This is a genomic window from Stenotrophomonas sp. Steno-Z10-BAI (assembly GCF_056393115.1).
Genome location: NZ_JBWJOZ010000004.1, coordinates 229,427 through 247,549 on the forward strand (window position 1 = coordinate 229,427; position 18,123 = coordinate 247,549).

Annotated in this window: 19 protein-coding genes; 11 read left to right on the forward strand and 8 right to left on the reverse strand. The window is 67.3% G+C overall.

Annotated features, from left to right (window positions below; translation table 11 throughout):
• Position 1: 1 nt before the first annotated feature.
• The 4 genes from panB (at position 2) to pgi (ending at position 3,731) form a co-directional block, all read left to right on the forward strand.
• Positions 2-817 (forward strand): 3-methyl-2-oxobutanoate hydroxymethyltransferase, encoded by an 816-nt coding sequence (panB, locus tag AC06E9_RS12320; RefSeq protein ID WP_121041839.1) that lies wholly within the window; start codon positions 2-4, stop codon positions 815-817.
• Positions 814-1,656: a pantoate--beta-alanine ligase gene (gene panC, locus AC06E9_RS12325; protein ID WP_478056144.1), complete on the forward strand. Its 843-nt coding sequence runs from the start codon at positions 814-816 to the stop codon at positions 1,654-1,656. The genes panB and panC overlap by 4 nt, the downstream gene beginning before the upstream one ends.
• A gap of 183 nt (positions 1,657-1,839) precedes the next feature.
• Complete coding sequence (gene panD / locus AC06E9_RS12330) at positions 1,840-2,220, forward strand: aspartate 1-decarboxylase (protein ID WP_019183273.1); 381 nt, start codon at positions 1,840-1,842, stop codon at positions 2,218-2,220.
• Positions 2,217-3,731, forward strand: a complete 1,515-nt coding sequence (gene pgi / locus AC06E9_RS12335; RefSeq protein WP_478056145.1) for a glucose-6-phosphate isomerase — start codon at positions 2,217-2,219, stop codon at positions 3,729-3,731. The genes panD and pgi overlap by 4 nt, the downstream gene beginning before the upstream one ends.
• A 65-nt stretch (positions 3,732-3,796) precedes the next feature.
• On the opposite strand, the gene AC06E9_RS12340 is transcribed toward pgi, so the two are convergent.
• Both AC06E9_RS12340 and AC06E9_RS12345 read right to left on the reverse strand, forming a co-directional pair.
• Positions 3,797-4,381 carry a response regulator transcription factor gene (locus AC06E9_RS12340; protein ID WP_121041845.1) on the reverse strand — a complete coding sequence of 195 codons (585 nt, stop codon included), beginning with the start codon at positions 4,379-4,381 and terminating at the stop codon, positions 3,797-3,799.
• Positions 4,378-5,604 (reverse strand): ATP-binding protein, encoded by a 1,227-nt coding sequence (locus AC06E9_RS12345; RefSeq protein ID WP_478056146.1) that lies wholly within the window; start codon positions 5,602-5,604, stop codon positions 4,378-4,380. The genes AC06E9_RS12340 and AC06E9_RS12345 overlap by 4 nt, the downstream gene beginning before the upstream one ends.
• 144 nt (positions 5,605-5,748) lie before the next feature.
• Here AC06E9_RS12345 and ispG point away from each other — a divergent pair, with 144 nt between their 5' ends.
• The 3 genes from ispG to AC06E9_RS12360 all read left to right on the forward strand — a co-directional run bounded on the left by ispG (position 5,749) and on the right by AC06E9_RS12360 (position 8,572).
• Entirely contained in the window at positions 5,749-7,014 is a 1,266-nt protein-coding gene (gene ispG / locus AC06E9_RS12350) for a flavodoxin-dependent (E)-4-hydroxy-3-methylbut-2-enyl-diphosphate synthase (protein ID WP_478056147.1), read from the forward strand.
• The gene (locus AC06E9_RS12355) at positions 6,995-7,702 is read left to right on the forward strand and encodes a phosphatase PAP2 family protein (protein WP_121041851.1); all 708 of its coding nucleotides are present in this window, start codon (positions 6,995-6,997) and stop codon (positions 7,700-7,702) included. The genes ispG and AC06E9_RS12355 overlap by 20 nt, the downstream gene beginning before the upstream one ends.
• Positions 7,703-7,924: 222 nt before the next feature.
• Positions 7,925-8,572: a response regulator gene (locus AC06E9_RS12360; RefSeq protein WP_019183265.1), complete on the forward strand. Its 648-nt coding sequence runs from the start codon at positions 7,925-7,927 to the stop codon at positions 8,570-8,572.
• A gap of 54 nt (positions 8,573-8,626) precedes the next feature.
• Here AC06E9_RS12360 and AC06E9_RS12365 read toward each other — a convergent pair whose 3' ends face one another.
• From AC06E9_RS12365 to zwf, 5 genes are all read right to left on the reverse strand, one after another.
• Positions 8,627-9,286, reverse strand: coding sequence for a bifunctional 4-hydroxy-2-oxoglutarate aldolase/2-dehydro-3-deoxy-phosphogluconate aldolase (locus tag AC06E9_RS12365; protein ID WP_121041854.1), 660 nt, complete (start codon positions 9,284-9,286; stop codon positions 8,627-8,629).
• Between the two features lie 193 nt (positions 9,287-9,479).
• Positions 9,480-11,396, reverse strand: a complete 1,917-nt coding sequence (edd, locus tag AC06E9_RS12370) for a phosphogluconate dehydratase (RefSeq protein ID WP_478056148.1) — start codon at positions 11,394-11,396, stop codon at positions 9,480-9,482.
• 45 nt (positions 11,397-11,441) lie between these two features.
• Positions 11,442-12,164, reverse strand: a complete 723-nt coding sequence (gene pgl, locus AC06E9_RS12375) for a 6-phosphogluconolactonase (RefSeq protein WP_478056149.1) — start codon at positions 12,162-12,164, stop codon at positions 11,442-11,444.
• On the reverse strand, positions 12,161-13,168 hold the full coding sequence (gene glk / locus AC06E9_RS12380; protein ID WP_121041860.1) for a glucokinase: 1,008 nt from the start codon (positions 13,166-13,168) through the stop codon (positions 12,161-12,163). The genes pgl and glk overlap by 4 nt, the downstream gene beginning before the upstream one ends.
• Positions 13,165-14,604, reverse strand: coding sequence for a glucose-6-phosphate dehydrogenase (gene zwf, locus AC06E9_RS12385; RefSeq protein ID WP_121041862.1), 1,440 nt, complete (start codon positions 14,602-14,604; stop codon positions 13,165-13,167). Before zwf ends, glk begins: the two co-directional genes overlap by 4 nt.
• A 354-nt stretch (positions 14,605-14,958) precedes the next feature.
• On the opposite strand from zwf, the gene AC06E9_RS12390 reads away from it, so the two are divergent.
• Entirely contained in the window at positions 14,959-16,050 is a 1,092-nt protein-coding gene (locus AC06E9_RS12390) for an ABC transporter ATP-binding protein (protein ID WP_121041864.1), read from the forward strand.
• A gap of 130 nt (positions 16,051-16,180) precedes the next feature.
• Here AC06E9_RS12390 and ygfZ read toward each other — a convergent pair whose 3' ends face one another.
• Positions 16,181-17,050 (reverse strand): CAF17-like 4Fe-4S cluster assembly/insertion protein YgfZ, encoded by an 870-nt coding sequence (ygfZ, locus tag AC06E9_RS12395; RefSeq protein ID WP_478056150.1) that lies wholly within the window; start codon positions 17,048-17,050, stop codon positions 16,181-16,183.
• 39 nt (positions 17,051-17,089) lie between these two features.
• Between ygfZ and AC06E9_RS12400 the strand changes: the two genes are divergently transcribed.
• From AC06E9_RS12400 to sdhD, 3 genes are read left to right on the forward strand one after another with little or no spacing between them, the layout of a single operon-like run.
• The gene (locus tag AC06E9_RS12400; RefSeq protein WP_102788321.1) at positions 17,090-17,263 is read left to right on the forward strand and encodes a DUF1674 domain-containing protein; all 174 of its coding nucleotides are present in this window, start codon (positions 17,090-17,092) and stop codon (positions 17,261-17,263) included.
• Between the two features lie 56 nt (positions 17,264-17,319).
• A complete protein-coding gene (gene sdhC / locus AC06E9_RS12405) occupies positions 17,320-17,712 on the forward strand; it encodes a succinate dehydrogenase, cytochrome b556 subunit (protein WP_046273608.1) in 393 nt (130 codons plus the stop codon).
• Positions 17,709-18,095, forward strand: coding sequence for a succinate dehydrogenase, hydrophobic membrane anchor protein (gene sdhD / locus AC06E9_RS12410; RefSeq protein ID WP_121041868.1), 387 nt, complete (start codon positions 17,709-17,711; stop codon positions 18,093-18,095). Before sdhC ends, sdhD begins: the two co-directional genes overlap by 4 nt.
• Positions 18,096-18,123: the final 28 nt, after the last annotated feature.

An 18,123-nucleotide genomic window follows, 5' to 3' on the forward strand; every position in this document is an offset into this window, starting at 1 on the left:
CATGAGTACCCACGCAGACAGCAAGCCCTGGACCGTGCCCGCGTTGGCCGAGGCCAAGCGCAACGGACAGAAGCTGGTGATGTTGACCGCCTACGATGCCGGGTTCGCCCGCAGCTTCGACGCCAACGGCGTGGACCTGATCCTGATCGGCGACTCGCTGGGCATGGTGGTGCAGGGGCATGACTCGACCCTGCCGGTGACCACCGACGACATGGTCTATCACACCCGCGCCGTGGCCCGCGTACTGCAACGCGCGCTGCTGGTGGCGGATCTGCCGTTCGGCGCCGACGCCACCCCCGAGCGCGCGCTGGATGCCTCGCTGCGCCTGCTGCAGGCCGGTGCGGAGATGGTCAAGATCGAAGGTGCCGGCTTCAAGCTGGATATCATCCGTTACCTGGTCGAGCGCGAGATTCCGGTCTGTTCGCACCTGGGCCTGACCCCGCAGTCGGTGCTGCGGCTGGGCGGCTATCGCGTGCAGGGCCGTGGCGATGCCGCCCAGCAGCTGCGCGATGACGCCAAGGCCGCGGTAGCCGCCGGCGCCAGCCTGGTCGTGCTCGAATGCGTGCCCACGCCGGTGGCTGCCCAGGTCACCGCGGACATCAGCGTGCCCACCATCGGCATCGGTGCCGGCCCGCAGTGCGATGGCCAGGTGCTGGTGCTGCATGATTTCCTCGGTCTGGACAGCGGCCATCGCCGTCCCAAGTTCGTCAAGGATTTCCTTGCCGAAGGCGGGTCGGTTGCCGGTGCGGTCCGTGCCTACGCCGACGCCGTGCGCGACGGCTCCTTCCCCGACGCAGAACACGCCTACGCCTCATGATCGAAACCGTCACCGAACTGTCCCGCCTGCGCGCCGTCGTCAACGGCTGGAAGCGCGAGGGCCTGCGCGTCGCGCTGGTCCCGACCATGGGCAACCTGCACGCAGGGCATTATTCACTGGTCACGCTGGCCCGGCAGTACGCCGATCGCGTGGTCTCCAGCGTCTTCGTCAATCCGACCCAGTTCGGCCCGAACGAGGACTTCACCCGCTACCCGCGCACGCCCGAAGCCGACACCACCGGCCTGGAGCAGGCCGGGTGCGATGTGCTGTGGCTGCCCACGGTTGAGTCGATGTACCCGTTCGGTGTGGAACTGGCGGCCAGCGTCAATGTGCCCGGCATCAGTGGGCTGCTCGAAGGCGCGCATCGCCCGGGCCATTTCGATGGCGTCTGCACCGTGGTCTCGCGCCTGTTCAACCAGGTGCAGCCGGATGTGGCAGGCTTCGGCAAGAAGGACTACCAGCAGCTGGCGGTGATCCGCCAGATGGTGGAAGACCTGGCCTTCCCGATCCAGATCGTCGGGGGCGACATCGTGCGCGAAGACGACGGCCTGGCGATGAGCTCGCGCAACCAGTACCTCAACGCCGAGCAACGCCCGGTCTCGACCACCATCCACCACGTGCTGCTGGGCATGCGCGAAGGCTTCATCGCCGGCAAGAGCCGCAGCCTGATCGAGGCCGAAGCCGCGGCAGCGCTGCAGGCGGCCGGGTTCCAGGTCGACTACGCCGTGGTCCGCCTGCCGGACCTGTCCGAGCCGGCCGATGCCAATGACGGCACCCGCGTGGCCCTGATCGCCGCGCGGATCGGCAATACCCGGTTGATCGACAACCTGGAGTTCTGAGCCGGCCAACGCGGTGCCGCCACAGGGCCACCTTCGGGTGGCCCTGTGCGTTTGCGCAGGCCAGAGCCTTCCGGCCGCCTGCCTGAACGGCCGGCAGCGCCTGAGGGTCGGGGTCGGGCTACCCCCTGCCGCCGGGCCCCCGGGTGCTAGAATTTCCCTTTCCTTTACCGTTTCCCCGTTGCCATGCATCTGTCCCTGCTGAAGACCAAGATCCACCGCGCCACCGTCACTCACTCCGAGCTGAACTACGAAGGTTCCATCGCCATCGATGACAACCTGCTGGCTGCGACCGGCATCCGTGAGTTCGAGCAGGTGCACATCTGGGATGTGACCAACGGTGCGCGTTTCTCCACCTATGCCATCCGCGCCGAAGCCGGCAGCGGCGTGGTGTCGCTCAACGGTGGCGCCGCGCGCCACGTGCAGGTGGGCGACATCATCATCATCGCCGCCTTCGCCAGCATGAGCGAAGAAGAAGCTGACAGCTTCAAGCCGAAGTTGGTATATGTGGACGGCAAGAACCAGATCTCCCACACCAACGACACGATCCCGACACAGGCCGCATGACACAGCACAACGGATTCGACCCGCTTCATTCCCATGCCCAGCGCCTGCGAGGCGCGAGCATCCCTTCGTTGATCGCCGCCGAACCGGGCCGCGCACAATCGCTGGGGTTGCGGGTCGGTCCGTTGTACGTCAATTTCGCGCGGCAGAAGTACGACCGCGCGGCGTTGGACGCACTGCTGCAGCTGGCTGCCGAGCGCGATGTCGCCGGCGGCTTCCAGCGCCTGTTCCGCGGTGAAACGGTCAATGTCACCGAAGGCCGCGCCGCGCTGCATACCGCGCTGCGTGGTGATGCCAGCGGCGCGCCGGTGGCCGGTGAGGCCTTCGCCACGGCGGCCCAAGTGCGCCAGCAGATGGGCGAGCTGATCGCCGCACTGGAAGCGACCAACATCACTGATATCGTCAGCGTCGGCATCGGCGGCTCGGACCTTGGGCCACGGCTGGTGGCCGATGCGCTGCGCCCGGTCACCGGCGCACGTTTCCGCGTGCATTTCGTGTCGAACGTGGACGGCGCCGCGATGCAGCGCACGCTCGCCACGCTGGATCCGGCCACCACGGCCGGCATCCTGATTTCCAAGACCTTCGGCACCCAGGAAACCCTGCTCAACGGGCAGATCCTGCATGACTGGCTGGGCGGCAGCGAGCGGCTGTATGCGGTCAGCGCCAATCCGGAGCGTGCCGCCAAGGCCTTCTCGATCGCCGCCGGCCGCGTGCTGCCGATGTGGGATTGGGTGGGCGGGCGCTATTCGCTGTGGTCGGCGGTCGGTTTCCCGATCGCACTGGCCATCGGCTTTGCGCGTTTCGAGCAGTTGCTCGAGGGCGCGGCGCAGATGGACGAACACGCACTGACCGCTCCGCTGGCGCAGAACCTGCCGGTGCTGCATGCGCTGACCGATATCTGGAACCGCAACCTGCTCGGCCATGCCACGCATGCGGTGATGACCTACGACCAGCGCCTGGCGCTGCTGCCGGCCTACCTGCAGCAGCTGGTGATGGAGAGCCTGGGCAAGCGGGTGCAGCTCGATGGCAGCCCGGTCGCCAGCGACACCGTACCGGTGTGGTGGGGCGGGGCCGGCACCGATGTGCAGCACAGCTTCTTCCAGGCGCTGCACCAGGGCACCAGCGTGATCCCGGCCGATTTCATCGGCTGCGTGCACAACGATGATCCCTACGTGGTCAACCACCAGGCGCTGATGGCCAACCTGCTGGCGCAGACCGAGGCGCTGGCCAATGGCCAGGGCAGCGAGGATCCGCACCGCGAGTACCCCGGTGGCCGTCCGAGCACCCTGATCCTGCTCGATGCGTTGACCCCGCAGTCGCTGGGTGCCCTGATCGCCATGTACGAACACGCCGTGTACGTGCAGTCGCTGATCTGGAACATCAACGCGTTCGACCAGTTCGGCGTGGAGCTGGGCAAGCAGCTGGCCAGCCAGTTGCTGCCCGCGCTGCAGGGCCAGGCGCATGCGATCACCGACCCGGTGACGCTGGAGCTGCTGGGGCGCTTGACCGCCTGACCGCCACGTAGAGCCGGCCGCTGGTCGGCGCTACCGATTCTTGCGCGGGCGACCCACGGTCGGCATTACCGGCTTGGGTCGCGCTCCGGGCTCGGCCGCTTGGCCAACTTGCGTTGCAGCGAGCGCCGGTGCATGCCCAGCAGGCGCGCCGCGGCAGACACGTTGCCGCCGGTCTCATGCATCGCCTGCTGGATGTGCTCCCACTGCAGCCGGCTGATCGGGGTCATCGCATCCGGCGGTTCCATGTCGCCATCGTCGGCCGGACCATCGTCTTCCTCGCCGAGTGCGCGCAGGATCATCGGCACCGTGGCCGGCTTGGGCAGGTAGTCGTCCGCGCCGAGCTTGATCGCTTCCACCGCGGTGGCGATGCTGGCATAGCCGGTGACCAGCAGGATCCGCATGTCTTCGCGCAGGGCGCGCAGCGGCTGGATCAGCGCCAGGCCGGATTCGGTGCCGAGCTTGAGGTCGATCAGCGCATAGGCGGGCGGTTGTTGCCGCGCCAGCAGCAGGGCCGAGGCGGTGTCGCTGGCGGTGACGGTGTCCAGCCCTTTACGGGCCAGGCTGCGCTGCAGCGTGCGCAGATAGAGTTCGTCGTCGTCGACCAGCAGGCCATGGCTGGCCTGGCCGGGCGCGGGGGTGAAAGCGGTCATGCGGAAGTCTCCCGTGGGGACAAGGGCAGGCGGAAGCCGACGCGCGTGCCGGCACCGTTGGCCGGGCGCATCCACAGCTCGCCATCCAGGCGTTCGATGGTGGCGTGGGACAGGGCCAGGCCGACGCCCATGCCGTCGGTCTTGCCGCTGTTGAACAAGGTGCCGGGCAGCACGGCCTGGCGGGCATCGAAGCCATGGCCATAGTCGCGTACTTCGCCGATCAGGTCATCGCCCTCGATGCGCAGCGACAGATCCACCTGCGGTCGGTCGGCCTTCTCACCCGCGTCGGCGGCATTGTTGAGCAGCACCATCAGCAGGTGCCCGATACCCGGGTCCAGCGGCAGGGTGAGCGGGGCATCCTCGTTGCGCTTCAGCGCGATGGTCGGGCGCACCAGCCGCCACTGTTCCAGCACCTGCGGCAACGTCACCGCATCGCGGCCGGGCGCATCGCCGGCGGCCGGGCGGGCCAGCGCCAGCACGCGTTCGCGACACTGCACCAGCAACTCGCGCAGGGTTTCCACGTCATCGCGGACCTCGCTGCTTTCGGTCTGGTCGGCGATATCGTCGGCGAGCAGGGTCATGGTCGCCAGCGGGGTATTGAGCTCATGCGCGACCGAGGCGGCGTGGGTGGCCAGCGCGACGATGCCCTCGTTGCGCACGAAGCGTTCGCGCAGCATGGCCAGCTCGTGTTCGCGCTGGCGCAGGGCGATCGCCAGCCGGGTCGCGAACACCAGCACCACCGTGGCCGACAGCAGGAAGTTGCAGACCACGCCCCACTGCTGCATCTGCGCACCAGTGAAATAGCCGCTCGGCAGCGGCAGCCCCAACACGCCGCTCGCCGCATAGCCGATCAGGCAGGCGGCGGCCACGGCGAGGGTCCAGCGCAGGGGCAGGGCGAGCGCAGCCAGCGCGATCAGGATCAGGAACAGCGAGCCGAAGGGATTGGCGATGCCGCCGCTCCAGCCCACCATCCAGGTCAACACGGTGACATCCACCAGGATGTGGCAGAACGCGGTCAGCGGTGCCGTGTCGGCATCGTGTACGCGCAGTTGCGCATACAGATTGAACAGGGTCAGCGCAGCAACCCCGGCCCACAGTGGCAGCTGCGGCAGTTCCAGGCCCAGTACCCAGGTAGCGACCAGGATCGTGGCGGCCTGGCCGGCCACGGCCAGCCAGCGCAGGCTGCACAGGGTGCGGAGGAAGGGGGCGTCGGGACCGGTCATGTGCGCACATCGTATGCGCTCCGGCCAGGAGCTGCCTGCGACAATAGGCCGCATCCGGGGTAGGCGGCGCACGACGGGCGCTGAACATGAGTGCCAACCAACGCTGGGCACCTACCTGTGCGCTGGGCGCGCTAAAATAGGCGGATGCATGACGCCGTGACCCGACCGACCCAACCCGCCGACTCCGCCGTGTGGGCCCGCCGCCAGACCAATCCCGTTCATATCGGCGGCGTGGTCGTGGGCGGGGGCCATCCCGTGGTGGTGCAGTCGATGACCAATACCGACACCGCTGATGTCGCCTCCAGCGTGAAGCAGGTGGCCGAACTGTGGCGCGCGGGCTCGGAGATGGTGCGGTTGACCGTCAACAATCCCGAGTCGGCCGCGGCCATCCCGCGGATCGTGGAGAAGCTGCAGATGATGGGGATCGATGTCCCGCTCATCGGCGACTTCCATTACAACGGCCATCAGCTGCTGACCCAGGAGCCGGCCTGCGCCGAAGCGCTGGCCAAGTACCGGATCAATCCGGGCAACGTGGGTTTCGGCAAGAAGAAAGACACCCAGTTCGCGCAGCTGATCGAGTTTGCGATCCGCTACGACAAGCCGGTCCGCATCGGTGCCAACTGGGGCTCGCTGGACCAGTCCCTGGCCGCGCGCCTGATGGACGAGAACAGCCAGCGCGCGCAGCCCTGGGATGCCGGTCGGGTACTGCGCGAAGCGCTGATCCGCTCGGCGCTGGATTCGGCGCAGACCGCCGTGGAACTGGGCCTGCCACGCGATCGCATCGTGCTGTCGGCCAAGGTCAGCGGCGTGCAGGAACTGATTGCGGTGTACCGCGACCTGGCCCAGCGCTCGGACTTCGCCCTGCACCTGGGCCTGACCGAAGCCGGCATCGGCAGCAAGGGCATCGTCGCCTCTTCGGCGGCGCTGGCGGTGCTGCTGCAGGAAGGCATCGGCGACACCATCCGTATCTCGCTGACCCCCGAACCGGGCCAGTCGCGCACGGCCGAAGTGATCGTGGCGCAGGAACTGCTGCAGACCACCGGGCAGCGCGCCTTCACCCCGCTGGTCACGGCCTGCCCCGGCTGCGGCCGGACCACCTCGGAATTCTTCCAGGAACTGGCCAAGGTCGTGCAGAACCATGTGCGCGAGAAAATGCCGATCTGGAAAGTGAGCCACCCGGGTGCGGAGAGCATGACCCTGGCGGTCATGGGCTGCATCGTGAACGGCCCGGGCGAATCGCGCCACGCCAACATCGGCATCTCGCTGCCGGGCACGGGTGAAACGCCGGCCGCGCCGGTGTTCGTGGATGGCGAAAAGACGGTCACCCTGCGCGGCGAGAACATCGCCCAGGACTTCGTCACGCTGATCGATGAGTACGTCGAACGCACCTATGTCCGACGCGTTGGATAAGCCGGCGGTGCTGGCCGCGCCGGAGCCGGCCGCCGGCGTCCGCCACTGGATGAGCCGCAACGCCTGGCGCTTCGTGCTGCTGTTCGTGGGCGTGCTGCTGCCGTTGGCGGGCTTCGTGGCCCTGGCCGATGAAGTGCACGCCCTGGAGGCGATCTACTTCGACGACCTGCTGTTGTGGAAGCTGCACGCCCTGCATTCGCCGGGCCTGGACCGCTTCTTCGTGCTGCTGTCCAAGCTGGGCTACGAGTGGTTCCTGATTCCGGCCGACGTGCTGATCGTGGGCCTGCTGGCGTGGCGCAAACGCTGGCGCGAGGCCAGTTTTGTCGCGATCTGCTTCGCCGGCTCGGCGCTGTTGAACCTGGGCAGCAAGCGCTTTTTCCAGCGCGACCGGCCCAGCCTGTGGGAGTCCATTGCCCCGGAGAGCACCTTCAGCTTCCCCAGCGGCCACGCCATGGGCTCGATGACCTTGGCCGTCACGCTGGTGCTGCTGGCCTGGAACACCCGCTGGCGCTGGCCGGTGGCCCTTGCCGCACTTACATTTGCGGTCCTGGTGAGCATCTCGCGCATGTACCTGGGGGTGCATTACCCCTCCGACATCCTGGCCGGCTGGTGTGCCGCCCTGGTGTGGGTGGTCGGCTGCTTCCTGGTCATGTTCCGCCGCCGGCATCCGTGGCGGCACCGCCACTGAGGGCATTACGGCGGTAAACTGGCCGAAAACGGCATGAAGGCCGGCCGCATCGATAGGCTGTCCCTTTGGAACAGGCTAGGATGAGAGGCGTAGGGGGAGGGGCAGGACAGCACGTCTGTGATGCGCGGACCAGAACGCGATGATGGGGAATCCGGTTCCTTGTGATCGCCACATAGCGCAGCTAGGCTTGCCCCCGTTCACAGTGTTTGACGAGGTTGGCGGATGACAATTCGAGTGTATCTGGTGGACGATCATGCTCTGGTGCGTACGGGCATGAAGATGATCCTCTCCAACGAGACCGACATCGAGGTGGTCGGTGAGGCGGAGAGCGGTGAAGATGCGCTGCCGGATATCCGCCGCCTGCGGCCCGACGTCGTGCTGTGCGATCTGCACCTGCCGGGCGTGAGCGGCATGGAGGTCACCGAGCGCGTGGTCCGTGGCGATCACGGCACCCGCGTGGTGATCGTCTCCGTCCTTGAAGATGGCCCGATGCCCAAGCGCCTGCTCGAAGCGGGTGCCTCCGGCTACATCGGCAAGGCCTGCGATGCACAGGAACTGCTGCGCGCGGTGCGTGATGCCGCACTCGGCCGCCGCTACCTGGGCAACAGCATCGCGCAGAACCTGGCGCTGTCGAACGTGGAAGGCAACCATTCGCCGTTCGACACCCTGTCCCCGCGCGAACTGGAAGTGGCGCTGCTGCTCACCCAGGGCCTGCGCCAGGAAGACATCGCCAAGCGCCTGAGCCTGAGCGCGAAGACCGTCAACACGCACAAGGCGCGCCTGTTCGAGAAGATGGGCATCAACGACAACATCGCGCTCGCGCGCATGGCCAGCCAGTACGGCCTGGTGGATCCGGCACGCCCGATGTAATCCGCGTTCTGGTAGCGGATGAAAAAACGCCCGGGCATGCCCGGGCGTTTTCGTTCAGTGCGCGCGGACCCGCGCCACGATCTTCGCGGCCTGGGCCGCACTCTCGCGCACCTTGTCCCACTCGCCGCGCTCGATCCAACCGCCCGGCACCATCCACGAACCGCCGATGCAGACCACGTTCTTCTGCTCCAGGTACTCGGCCGCCGTGTCTTCGGTGATGCCACCGGTCGGGCACAGCTTCAGATCCGGAATCGGACCGGCCAGGCCCTTGATCATCGCCAGCCCGCCCACGGCCGAGGCCGGGAACAACTTGCACACCCGGAAGCCGCGCGCATACAGCGCCAGCATTTCCGTCGGCGACGCCGCACCCGGCACCACCGGCAACGGCGCCTGCGCCAACGCATCGGCCATATGCGCCGGCGTACCCGGCGTGACCAGGAAATCGGCACCGGCATCGATCGACTGCTGCATCTGCTCCACGGTCAACACCGTGCCCGCGCCCACCACCACATCCGGCAGCTCGCGCTTGAGCATGGCGAGTGCGTCCATCGCCACCGGCGTACGCAGCGTCAGCTCGATCGCCGGCAGCCCGCCCTCCAACAACGCCGCACTGACCGCACGGGCCTGATCCAGCGTATGCACGGTCACGACCGGCAGAATGCCGGCAGCCTTCAACAGGGTTTCAGCGCGCTTCTGATGTTCGGCGATGCTCATGCGTTTTCAATCCTTCTATCAAAAAGTACGACGCCACTGACGCGCCGAAATGTGTCCAAGGGCAGCGGATAGCCCTGGCCGGGACCGTTGTGCGGCATGGATGCCGCTCACGAGCCCCCATGGATGGGTTTACGGCGCGTCCCGGCCAGGGCTATCCGCTGCCCTGGCCAAGGAACCCCACCGCTGCGTCAGCTCAGGCGTCTTTCGCCTCATGCGGCGCTTCCGCAGCCGCCGCATCGTGCCCAAGCTCATATTCCGCATCGTAATTCCAGATGCTGCCGTCATCGGCCGCCGGGCCACACGAAATCGACATCGCGCCCTGATCGGCCGGGCCCACCAGACGGCGGCTCATCGCGAACAGATTGCGGCCCAGATCATGCGCCGCCGGTGCGGTGTTCGGCGCCGGCTCACGTGCCGCGAATTCCGCCGCATCCACCAACAGCTCCAGCGTGCCGGCTTCACCATCCAGACGGATGATGTCGCCCTCGCGCACCCGTGCCAGCGGACCGCCACGCGAGGCTTCCGGCGTCATGTGGATCGCCGCCGGGAACTTGCCCGAGGCACCGGACAGACGACCATCGGTGACCAGCGCCACGCGACGGCCCTGGTTCTGCAGCAGGCCCAGCAGCGGCGCCAGCGAATGCAGCTCCGGCATGCCATTGGAGCGCGGGCCCTGGTAACGGACCACCGCCACGAAATCGTGCGGCAGCACACCGGCCGCGTGCAGCTTGTTCAGCACCTGCGGCGCATCGACCACCACCGCCGGTGCTTCGATCGTGCGGAACTCCGGCTTCACCGCCGACAGCTTGATCAGCGAACGGCCGAGGTTGCCGCGCAGCAGGCGCAGGCCGCCCTGCGACTCGAACGGATTGGCCACGCCACGCACCACATCCGGATCGGCGCTCTCGCGCACGCCATCGATGTAGGTCAGCTTGCCGTCGCGCAGCGCCGGCTCCTGGCCGTACTGGTGCATGCCGCCTTCGGCCACGGTCTGCAGGTCGGCATGCATCAGGCCGGCCTCCATCAGCTCGCGGAACACGAACGCGGTGCCGCCGGCCGCGGCGAAGCGGTTCACGTCGGCTTCGCCGTTCGGATAGACGCGGGCCAGCAACGGAATCAGCTGCGAGAGCTGGTCCATGTCGTCCCAGGTCAGCACGATGCCGGCCGCACGCGCCACGGCGATCCAGTGGATGGTGTGGTTGGTCGAGCCGCCGGTGGCCATCAGGGTGACCACCGCGTTGACGATCGCGCGTTCGTCGATCAAGCGGCCGAGCGGCCGGAAGTCGTCGCCCAGGGCGCTGATTTCCAGTGCGCGCACCGCCGCGTGGCGGGTCAGTGCGTCGCGCAGGGGTGTATCCGGATTGACGAACGAGGCGCCCGGCATCTGCACGCCCATCGCTTCGAGCAGGGTCTGGTTGGAATTGGCGGTGCCGTAGAAGGTGCAGGTGCCGGCGCCATGGTACGAAGCGGCTTCGGCTTCCAGCAGTTCCTCGCGGGTCGCCTGGCCGGCCGCGTAGCGCTCGCGCACTTCGGCCTTCTGCTTGTTCGGGATGCCCGGGGTCATCGGGCCGGCCGGCAGGAAGATCGCCGGCAGATGGCCGAAGGCCAGCGCGCCGATCAGCAGGCCGGGCACGATCTTGTCGCAGACGCCGAGGTAAACGCTGGCGTCGAACATGTCATGGCTCAGGCCGATCGCGGTCGACTGGGCGATCACATCGCGCGAGAACAGCGACAGTTCCATGCCGCCGCGGCCCTGGGTGACACCGTCGCACATCGCCGGCACGCCACCGGCAACCTGTGCGGTCGCACCGAGTTCGCGCGCGGTCTCGCGCAGGATCTCCGGGTAATGCTCGAACGGCTGATGCGCCGAAAGCATGTCGTTGTACGCGGTGATGATGCCCAGGTTGGGCGTTACCCCGCCGCGCAGGCGCGACTTGTCGGTCGGGCCGCACGCGGCGAACCCGTGGGCGAGGTTGCCGCAGCTCAGGCGCGAACGGAACGGACCGTCGCGCAGCGCCGCGTCGACACCGGCCAGGTAGGCGGCGCGGGAGGCGACGCTGCGCTGGACGATGCGCTCGGTGATGGCATGGAGTTTGGGATGCAGGCTCATTGGCTACCGGCTATGAGAAGGCGAACGGAACAACACCGGGGCAACTCAGTCACACCAGTGGACGCGCAGTTTCGCGCCGTCGAGATCGATCGCGTTGAGGATGGGATACAGCTGCGGATTGTTGCTTTCCAGCGCGTGCTTGAGCACTTCCAGCTTCTGCTTGCCACGCAGCAGCAACAGGCGCTGGCGGCTCTGCTTCAAGCCATGCGGGGTGAGGGTGATGCGCAGCGGCCACTGATTGGCACCGGGGCAGCCGGTGGCATCCAGCGCCGCGTAGGGCAGGGTGCTTTCCAGGGCGCGGGTCAGATCCTTCGAGCCCGGGAACAGCGAGGCAGTGTGGCCGTCGTTGCCCATGCCGATCACGCTCAGGCACGGCCGCTGGCTGTGCCGGGCCTGCAGGTTGGCGCTGTAGACGCATTCGGGCAGCGGCTTGCCGACCCGCACCAGCGGATCGAAATGCGCGCCTTCGGCACGGGTGAGGAAACTCTCCCGCACCAGCCAGGCATTGCTGTCGCGATCCTGCGGCGACAGCCAGCGCTCATCGACCAGGCTCACTTCCACCCGGTCCCATTGAACGTCCAGCTCGGCCAGTGCCTGGTAGATCGGCGCCGGCGTGGTGCCGCCGGAGAGCAGCATGCGCGCCCGGCCGAATTCGGCGATGTCGCGGTTGAGTTCGGCGGCCATTTCAGCGGCCACGGCCTCGATCCAGCCATCGGCATCGCCATGGCGGATCAGGGTGAAACGGTCGGACGTATCCAGGGTATTCATGCGGTGCCTCCCGGCAGATCGCGTTCCACATCCGCCGCATACGCGGCCGCGCCGAGCAGGCCCGGGCTGGGGTGCATCACGGCCAGCGACGGCACCTTGGACATGATCGAAGAGAAGCGGCCCTTGTGTTCAAAGCGCTGGCGGAAGCCGGAATGCTGCAGCGAATCGAGCATCTTCGGCACCAGGCCGCCGGTCAGGAACACGCCATCCCAGGCGCCCTGCATCAGCACCAGGTCACCGGCGATCGCGCCGAACACCGCGCAGAACACATCCACGGTCCGCATCGCCTGCGGATCGCCATGCAGCGCACGCGCGGTGACGTCCACCGGCTGCAGTTGGCCCGGGTCGATGTCGGCCATCTCGCACACGGCGCGATGGATGTTGACCAGACCCGGGCCGCAGATCAGGCGTTCGTTGGAGACACGGCCGAACTGCTCGGAGAGGATCTCCAGGATGCGGATCTCTTCCGGCGTCCCGGGCGGGAAGCTGACGTGGCCACCCTCGGTTTCCAGCGGATAGCAGCGGCCGTGGCGCAGGATCAAGCCGCCTACGCCCAGCCCGGTGCCGGGGCCGATCACCGCATAGTTGCGCGGCTGGCCCGGCTTGCCCGGCACCCACGCCGCGCCGCCGACCTGAATCACATCCTGCGGCTGCAGCAGCGAGATGGCCATCGCCTGGGCGGCGAAGTCGTTGATCAGGTGCAACTCATCGAAGCCGAGCATGTGCGCGGTGCGCATGCGCGAGATCACCCACGGGTGGTTGGTGATGCGCGCTTCGTCACCGTCCACGCGGCCGGCCACGGCGAACACGCCGCGCTTGGCTTCTGCGCCGATCTGCTCGAGATAGTGCCGTGCCGCTTCGCCCAGCGAAGGGAAATCAGCGACGGCGAATTCGCGGATGCTGTCCTGCTGCAGCGGCGCGGCCAGCGAGGTGTCGGCGAGCGCGAAGCGAGCGTTGGTACCGCCGATATCCGCGACGAGGACCGGCTGGGACAACACCGTCATGCCTGGCCACCACGGGCAGCGTCGGCGTCGGCATCGGCGGGCAGGAAGCCGGCAGCTTGTTCCGGACCCCATTCGCCGGCCGGGTAGGGCTGCAGCGGCAGCTTGGCTTCCTTCCATGCGTCGCTGACGCTGTCGATCCAGGCCCAGGCCGCGCGCACTTCGTCATCACGCACGAACAGCGCGTGGTTGCCGTTGAAGGCATCCAGGAACAGGCGCTCGTAGGCGATGCGGCGGTGCAGGCCGGTGGGTACGGACAGCTCCAGTTCCAGCGGGTGCAGTTCCAGCGCCCCCCATTCCGGGCCGGCCAGCGAGCTCATCAGGCCCAGCTCGATGTTTTCCTGCGGCTGCAACTGGAAGGTGATCCGGTTCGGGGTGGCGTTACCGCGGTGCGGTCGCTCGAACAGCCAATGCGTGACCGGCTTGAGCGTGACCACCACGCGGGTGGTCCGCTCGGCCAGGCGCTTGCCGGTGACCAGATGGAACGGCACGCCGGACCAGCGCCAGTTGTCGATATGCGCGGTGACGCCGGCGAAGGTTTCCACATCGCTGCCTTCCGGCGGCTGGTAGGCCTGCGCGGGCTGGCCGTTGATGGTGCCGGCCGTGTAGCGGCCACGCACGCTGTCACGCGCGGCGTGCTTGGCATCGAGCGGGCGCAGGGCGCGCAGCACTTTGACCTTCTCATCGCGGATGCGATCGGCCTCCAGCGAGGCCGGCGGCTCCATCGCGACCAGGCACAGCAGCTGCAGGATGTGGCTCTGGACCATGTCGCGCAGCGCACCGGAGCGGGCGTAATACGCATCGCGGCCGTCCACGCCCTCGCTCTCGGCGACCAGGATGTGCACCGATTCGATGTAGTTGCGGTTCCAGACGGCCTCGAGCAGCGTGTTGCCGAAGCGCAGCGCGATCAGGTTCTGCACCGCGGCCTTGCCCAGGTAGTGATCCAGGCGGAACACGCGGTCTTCGTCGATCCACTGGCCGATGGTGGAGATGATCTCCTCGGCGCTGGCGCTGTCGCTGCCGATCGGCTTTTCCAGCATCAGCCGGTGCGGTGCGGCCAGTGCGCCGCCCTTGGCCAGGCCTTCGCAGGTGGAGATGTACAGGCCCGGCGGGATCGCCAGGTAGCTCACGCAGTGGCGGTCGACCAGGTCATGGACCGATTCGGCCACCGACTCGGGATTGCGCAGATCCACCGAACGGTAGTCGATGCGCTGCAGCAGCGAGTGGATGTCGTCCTGGCTGGCCATGGGCATGGCCTGCTGCAGGCGTGGGCGCAGGATCTCGCGGAAGGCCTCGGTATCGTGCGGCGACAGCGCCAGCGCACGGACCTTGAAGTCTTCGGGGAGCAGGCCGTCGCCCAGCAATCGCAGCAGCGAGGGGAACAGATAGCGCTGGGCCAGGTCACCTGTGGCGCCAAACAGGAAGAGGGTGTCGTGCATCGCTCGAGTTTCAGATCCGGGTGACATCGTTGTCAATCGCTTCTCGTCTATGTTCTCGGGGGTCGGGCGGGGTCCGTTGTCTGCTTGTTGCGGGTGCAGCACGCCCCATGGATTCCGCCCGGCATGATGGCCTGCCGACCGGGTGTCGTGGGAGATATCGCATCCTCCCCGGCATCCCGATCACGGCCGACCATCGGATAGTGCCACGTGAAAACGTTTACATGGCAGAATGCGCAGACTGTATTCGATTGCAGTGGTCGCCGTCATGCGGCACCACGCCATCGACCTGCCATCGGGAGGGCCGAAGGCAGTTCCGCATAACAGCCCGGAGACCGGGCGGACTGGAATGGTGATATGGCAAAAGTGCAGTTGCAGGGCGTTCGCAAGGTCTACGACAACGGTCAGGTGGCCGTGCAGGGCGCGACCTTCGAAGTGGCCGATGGTGAATTGATGGTGCTGGTGGGGCCGTCCGGGTGTGGCAAGTCCACACTGCTGCGCATGGTGGCCGGGCTGGAAGAGATCAGCGGCGGCACGCTGACGATCGGCGACCGCGTGGTCAACGACGTGGCGCCCAAGGATCGCGACATCGCGATGGTGTTCCAGAGCTACGCGCTGTACCCGCACATGACCGTGGCCGAGAACCTGGCCTTCGGCCTGAAGCTGCGCGGCCACGACAAGGCGACGATCAGCAAGCGGGTCAGCGAGGCGGCCGAAACGCTCGGCCTGACCGACATGCTCGACAAGCTGCCCAAGGCGATGTCCGGTGGCCAGCGTCAGCGCGTCGCGCTGGGCCGTGCGCTGGTGCGCGAGCCGGCAGTGTTCCTGCTGGATGAACCGCTCTCCAACCTGGACGCCAAGCTGCGCCACAGCGTGCGCACGGAAATCGCGCAGCTGCACCGCAAGCTGGGCACCACCATGATCTACGTGACTCACGATCAGGTGGAAGCGATGACCCTGGGCCAGCGCATCGTGGTGCTCAAGGATGGCGTGATCCAGCAGATCGATACCCCGATGGCGCTGTACGACCGGCCGGCCAACCTGTTCGTGGCCGGCTTCCTCGGCAGCCCGGCGATGAACGTGCTGCGCGGCACTCTGCAGCGCACCGACAGTGGCTTTGCCGTGCAGGACACCGGGCTGACCGCACCGCTGGGCCAGGCCCGGGTCGATCAGGCGTGGGTCGGCAAGGCGATCGCCGTGGGCGTGCGCCCGGAGCATCTGCAGCCGGCCGCCGCCGGTGAGGCAACGGCCTTCGAGGCGATGATCGATGGCATCGAGCCGGTCGGCAACGAGATCTTCGTCAACATGACCAGTGGCGGCCAGCCGTTGGTGATGCGCGTGGCGCCGCAGGCGTTGCCGTCCGTCGGTGAGCCGATCCGGGTGGCGATCCAGCCGCAGGGCCTGCACTTCTTTGATGCAGAGACCGGCGAGCGCTTGAACGACGCGTAAGGCGCGGACGGGTTACCGGGCTACGGGTTGCCGGCCAGCGGCCGGCATTACCGCGCGGCAGGTCACACGCGTTGGTCGTGACCGCGGCCGGGGCGGGGGGGCGGACGCATCGACCACCGGTCGATGTCTATTACCGCGCCAGACCGTCCAGCAACGGCAGGTGGGCGGCTTCAACCCCGCCGACCGACAGCGGCTCCGGCGCGATCTCCAGCGGCAGCACGGCCAGGGCCAGGTCACCGGCCACCGAGGCCACCGTGCCGATTGCCGCCGCGTTCTGGTGCACCTGCGTGCCGCTGGTCGTGCCCTCCACGACCCGCAGCAGCTGCAGGGCGCGCTTGGCCTTGCCGAGGAAATGGGTGCGGGCCACGATTTCCTGGCCCGGGTAGCAGCCCTTCTTGACGCTGTACCCGTTCAGGCGGTCCAGCCCGAGCTGCTGTGGCGTCCACTGTTCACGCTGATCGGCATCCAGCCGCGGCAGCCCATAGCGCAGGTCGGACTGGCGCCAGGCCAGCGCGATATCCGCACTGTCGGCCGCAGCGGCCACGGCATCGGCCGCACCGATCCGCAGGCTGCGCGGAAGTGCGTCGCTGCCGAGGTCCAGTTCGAGGTTTTCGCCGGCAAGTTGCGCAATCGCGGCCCCGGAGGCCGCTTCGGGCGCGGTGAAGCTCGCCACCACCGCCAGATCGTTTCGCAGCTCGATCCGCACCTTGCGGCGGAATACAAAACGCTGCAACTGCGACGCAATCGCATCGGCATCGCCGTCGGCGAGCAGCAGCACGATGCGCTCCTCGTCCAGCCGCAACAGCTGGAACACAGCAATGGTGCGGCCCTTGGCCGTCAGCCAGGCGCTCCACTGCCAATGCCGCAGGGGCAGGGCGGTGACGTCGCTGGAGAATTGGGCATGGGCGAAGGCGGCCGCATCGGCACCGCTGAGACTGAGCAGCTGGTGACCGGGGAGGCGCGAAAAGCCGGCGAAATCGGAGGGCAGGTTGTCAGGCACGTGAACGGGGTCTAAAATTTGTGCGTTGCGAGAACACCCATGATAGGCCAAACAACCCCCACTCCAGATTCTGAAGCTGAAGGCACGCTGGTACCGGAGGAGCAACCGCTCCCCGCGACGCCGGCAGTGCCTTTGGAAATCGGCGGCCGCGGCGGACTTGATCCGGTGCGGTACGGAGATTGGGAAAAAAACGGACGCTGCATCGATTTTTGATCAGCATTGAGCCAACGCGGCATTGCGCCGCCCAGCCGAGATAACGAGCCCAGCGAATGGCCGCCAGAGAACGTCCCCTTTCCCCGCACCTTCAGGTGTATCGCTGGCAGATTCAGATGGCCACCTCGATCCTGCATCGAGCGACCGGCATCTTTCTGTCTGTTGGAGCCCTGATCATTGCCGGCGGCCTGCTCGCCCTGATGATGGGTCCTGAATCCTGGAACTGCTTCACCGGCCACGCCGGTAGCTGGTACGGCAAGCTCTTCCTGTTCGCCTGGACCTGGTCCTTCGCCTACCACCTGTGCAATGGCATCCGCCATATCGTGCAGGACTTCGCGATCGGCTTCTCCATTCCCGCCTTCGTGCGCAGCAGCTGGGTCTCGGTCTTCGCCAGCCTGGTGATCACCGCCCTGATCTGGGCCTATGTCTTCATGGGAGCGGCCGCATGAACAAGTACCGTACCCCGCTGAAGAACGTGCGTGGCCTGGGCGCTGCCAAGACCGGCACCGAGCACTTCGTGATGCAGCGCCTGACCGCCACCGCGCTGGTCGGCCTGACCATCTGGTTCCTGGTGTTCGTACTGAGCCTGATCGGCGCCGATTACGTGACCGCCACCGACGCGGTGTCCAAGCCGTGGAACGCGGTGCTGCTGGTCGGCTTCCTGGTCGCGATGTTCTGGCATGCCCAGCTCGGCCTGCAGGTCGTGCTGGAAGACTACATCCACAATTCGCTGCTGGCCCTGGCGCTGCAGACCACGGTGAAGTTCATCGCCGTGCTCGGCGGGATCGTCAGTGTTTTCGCGGTCGCCCGCATTACGCTCGGCGTCGCCTGAGTCCAGGCACCAAGACAGGAATCCAGAT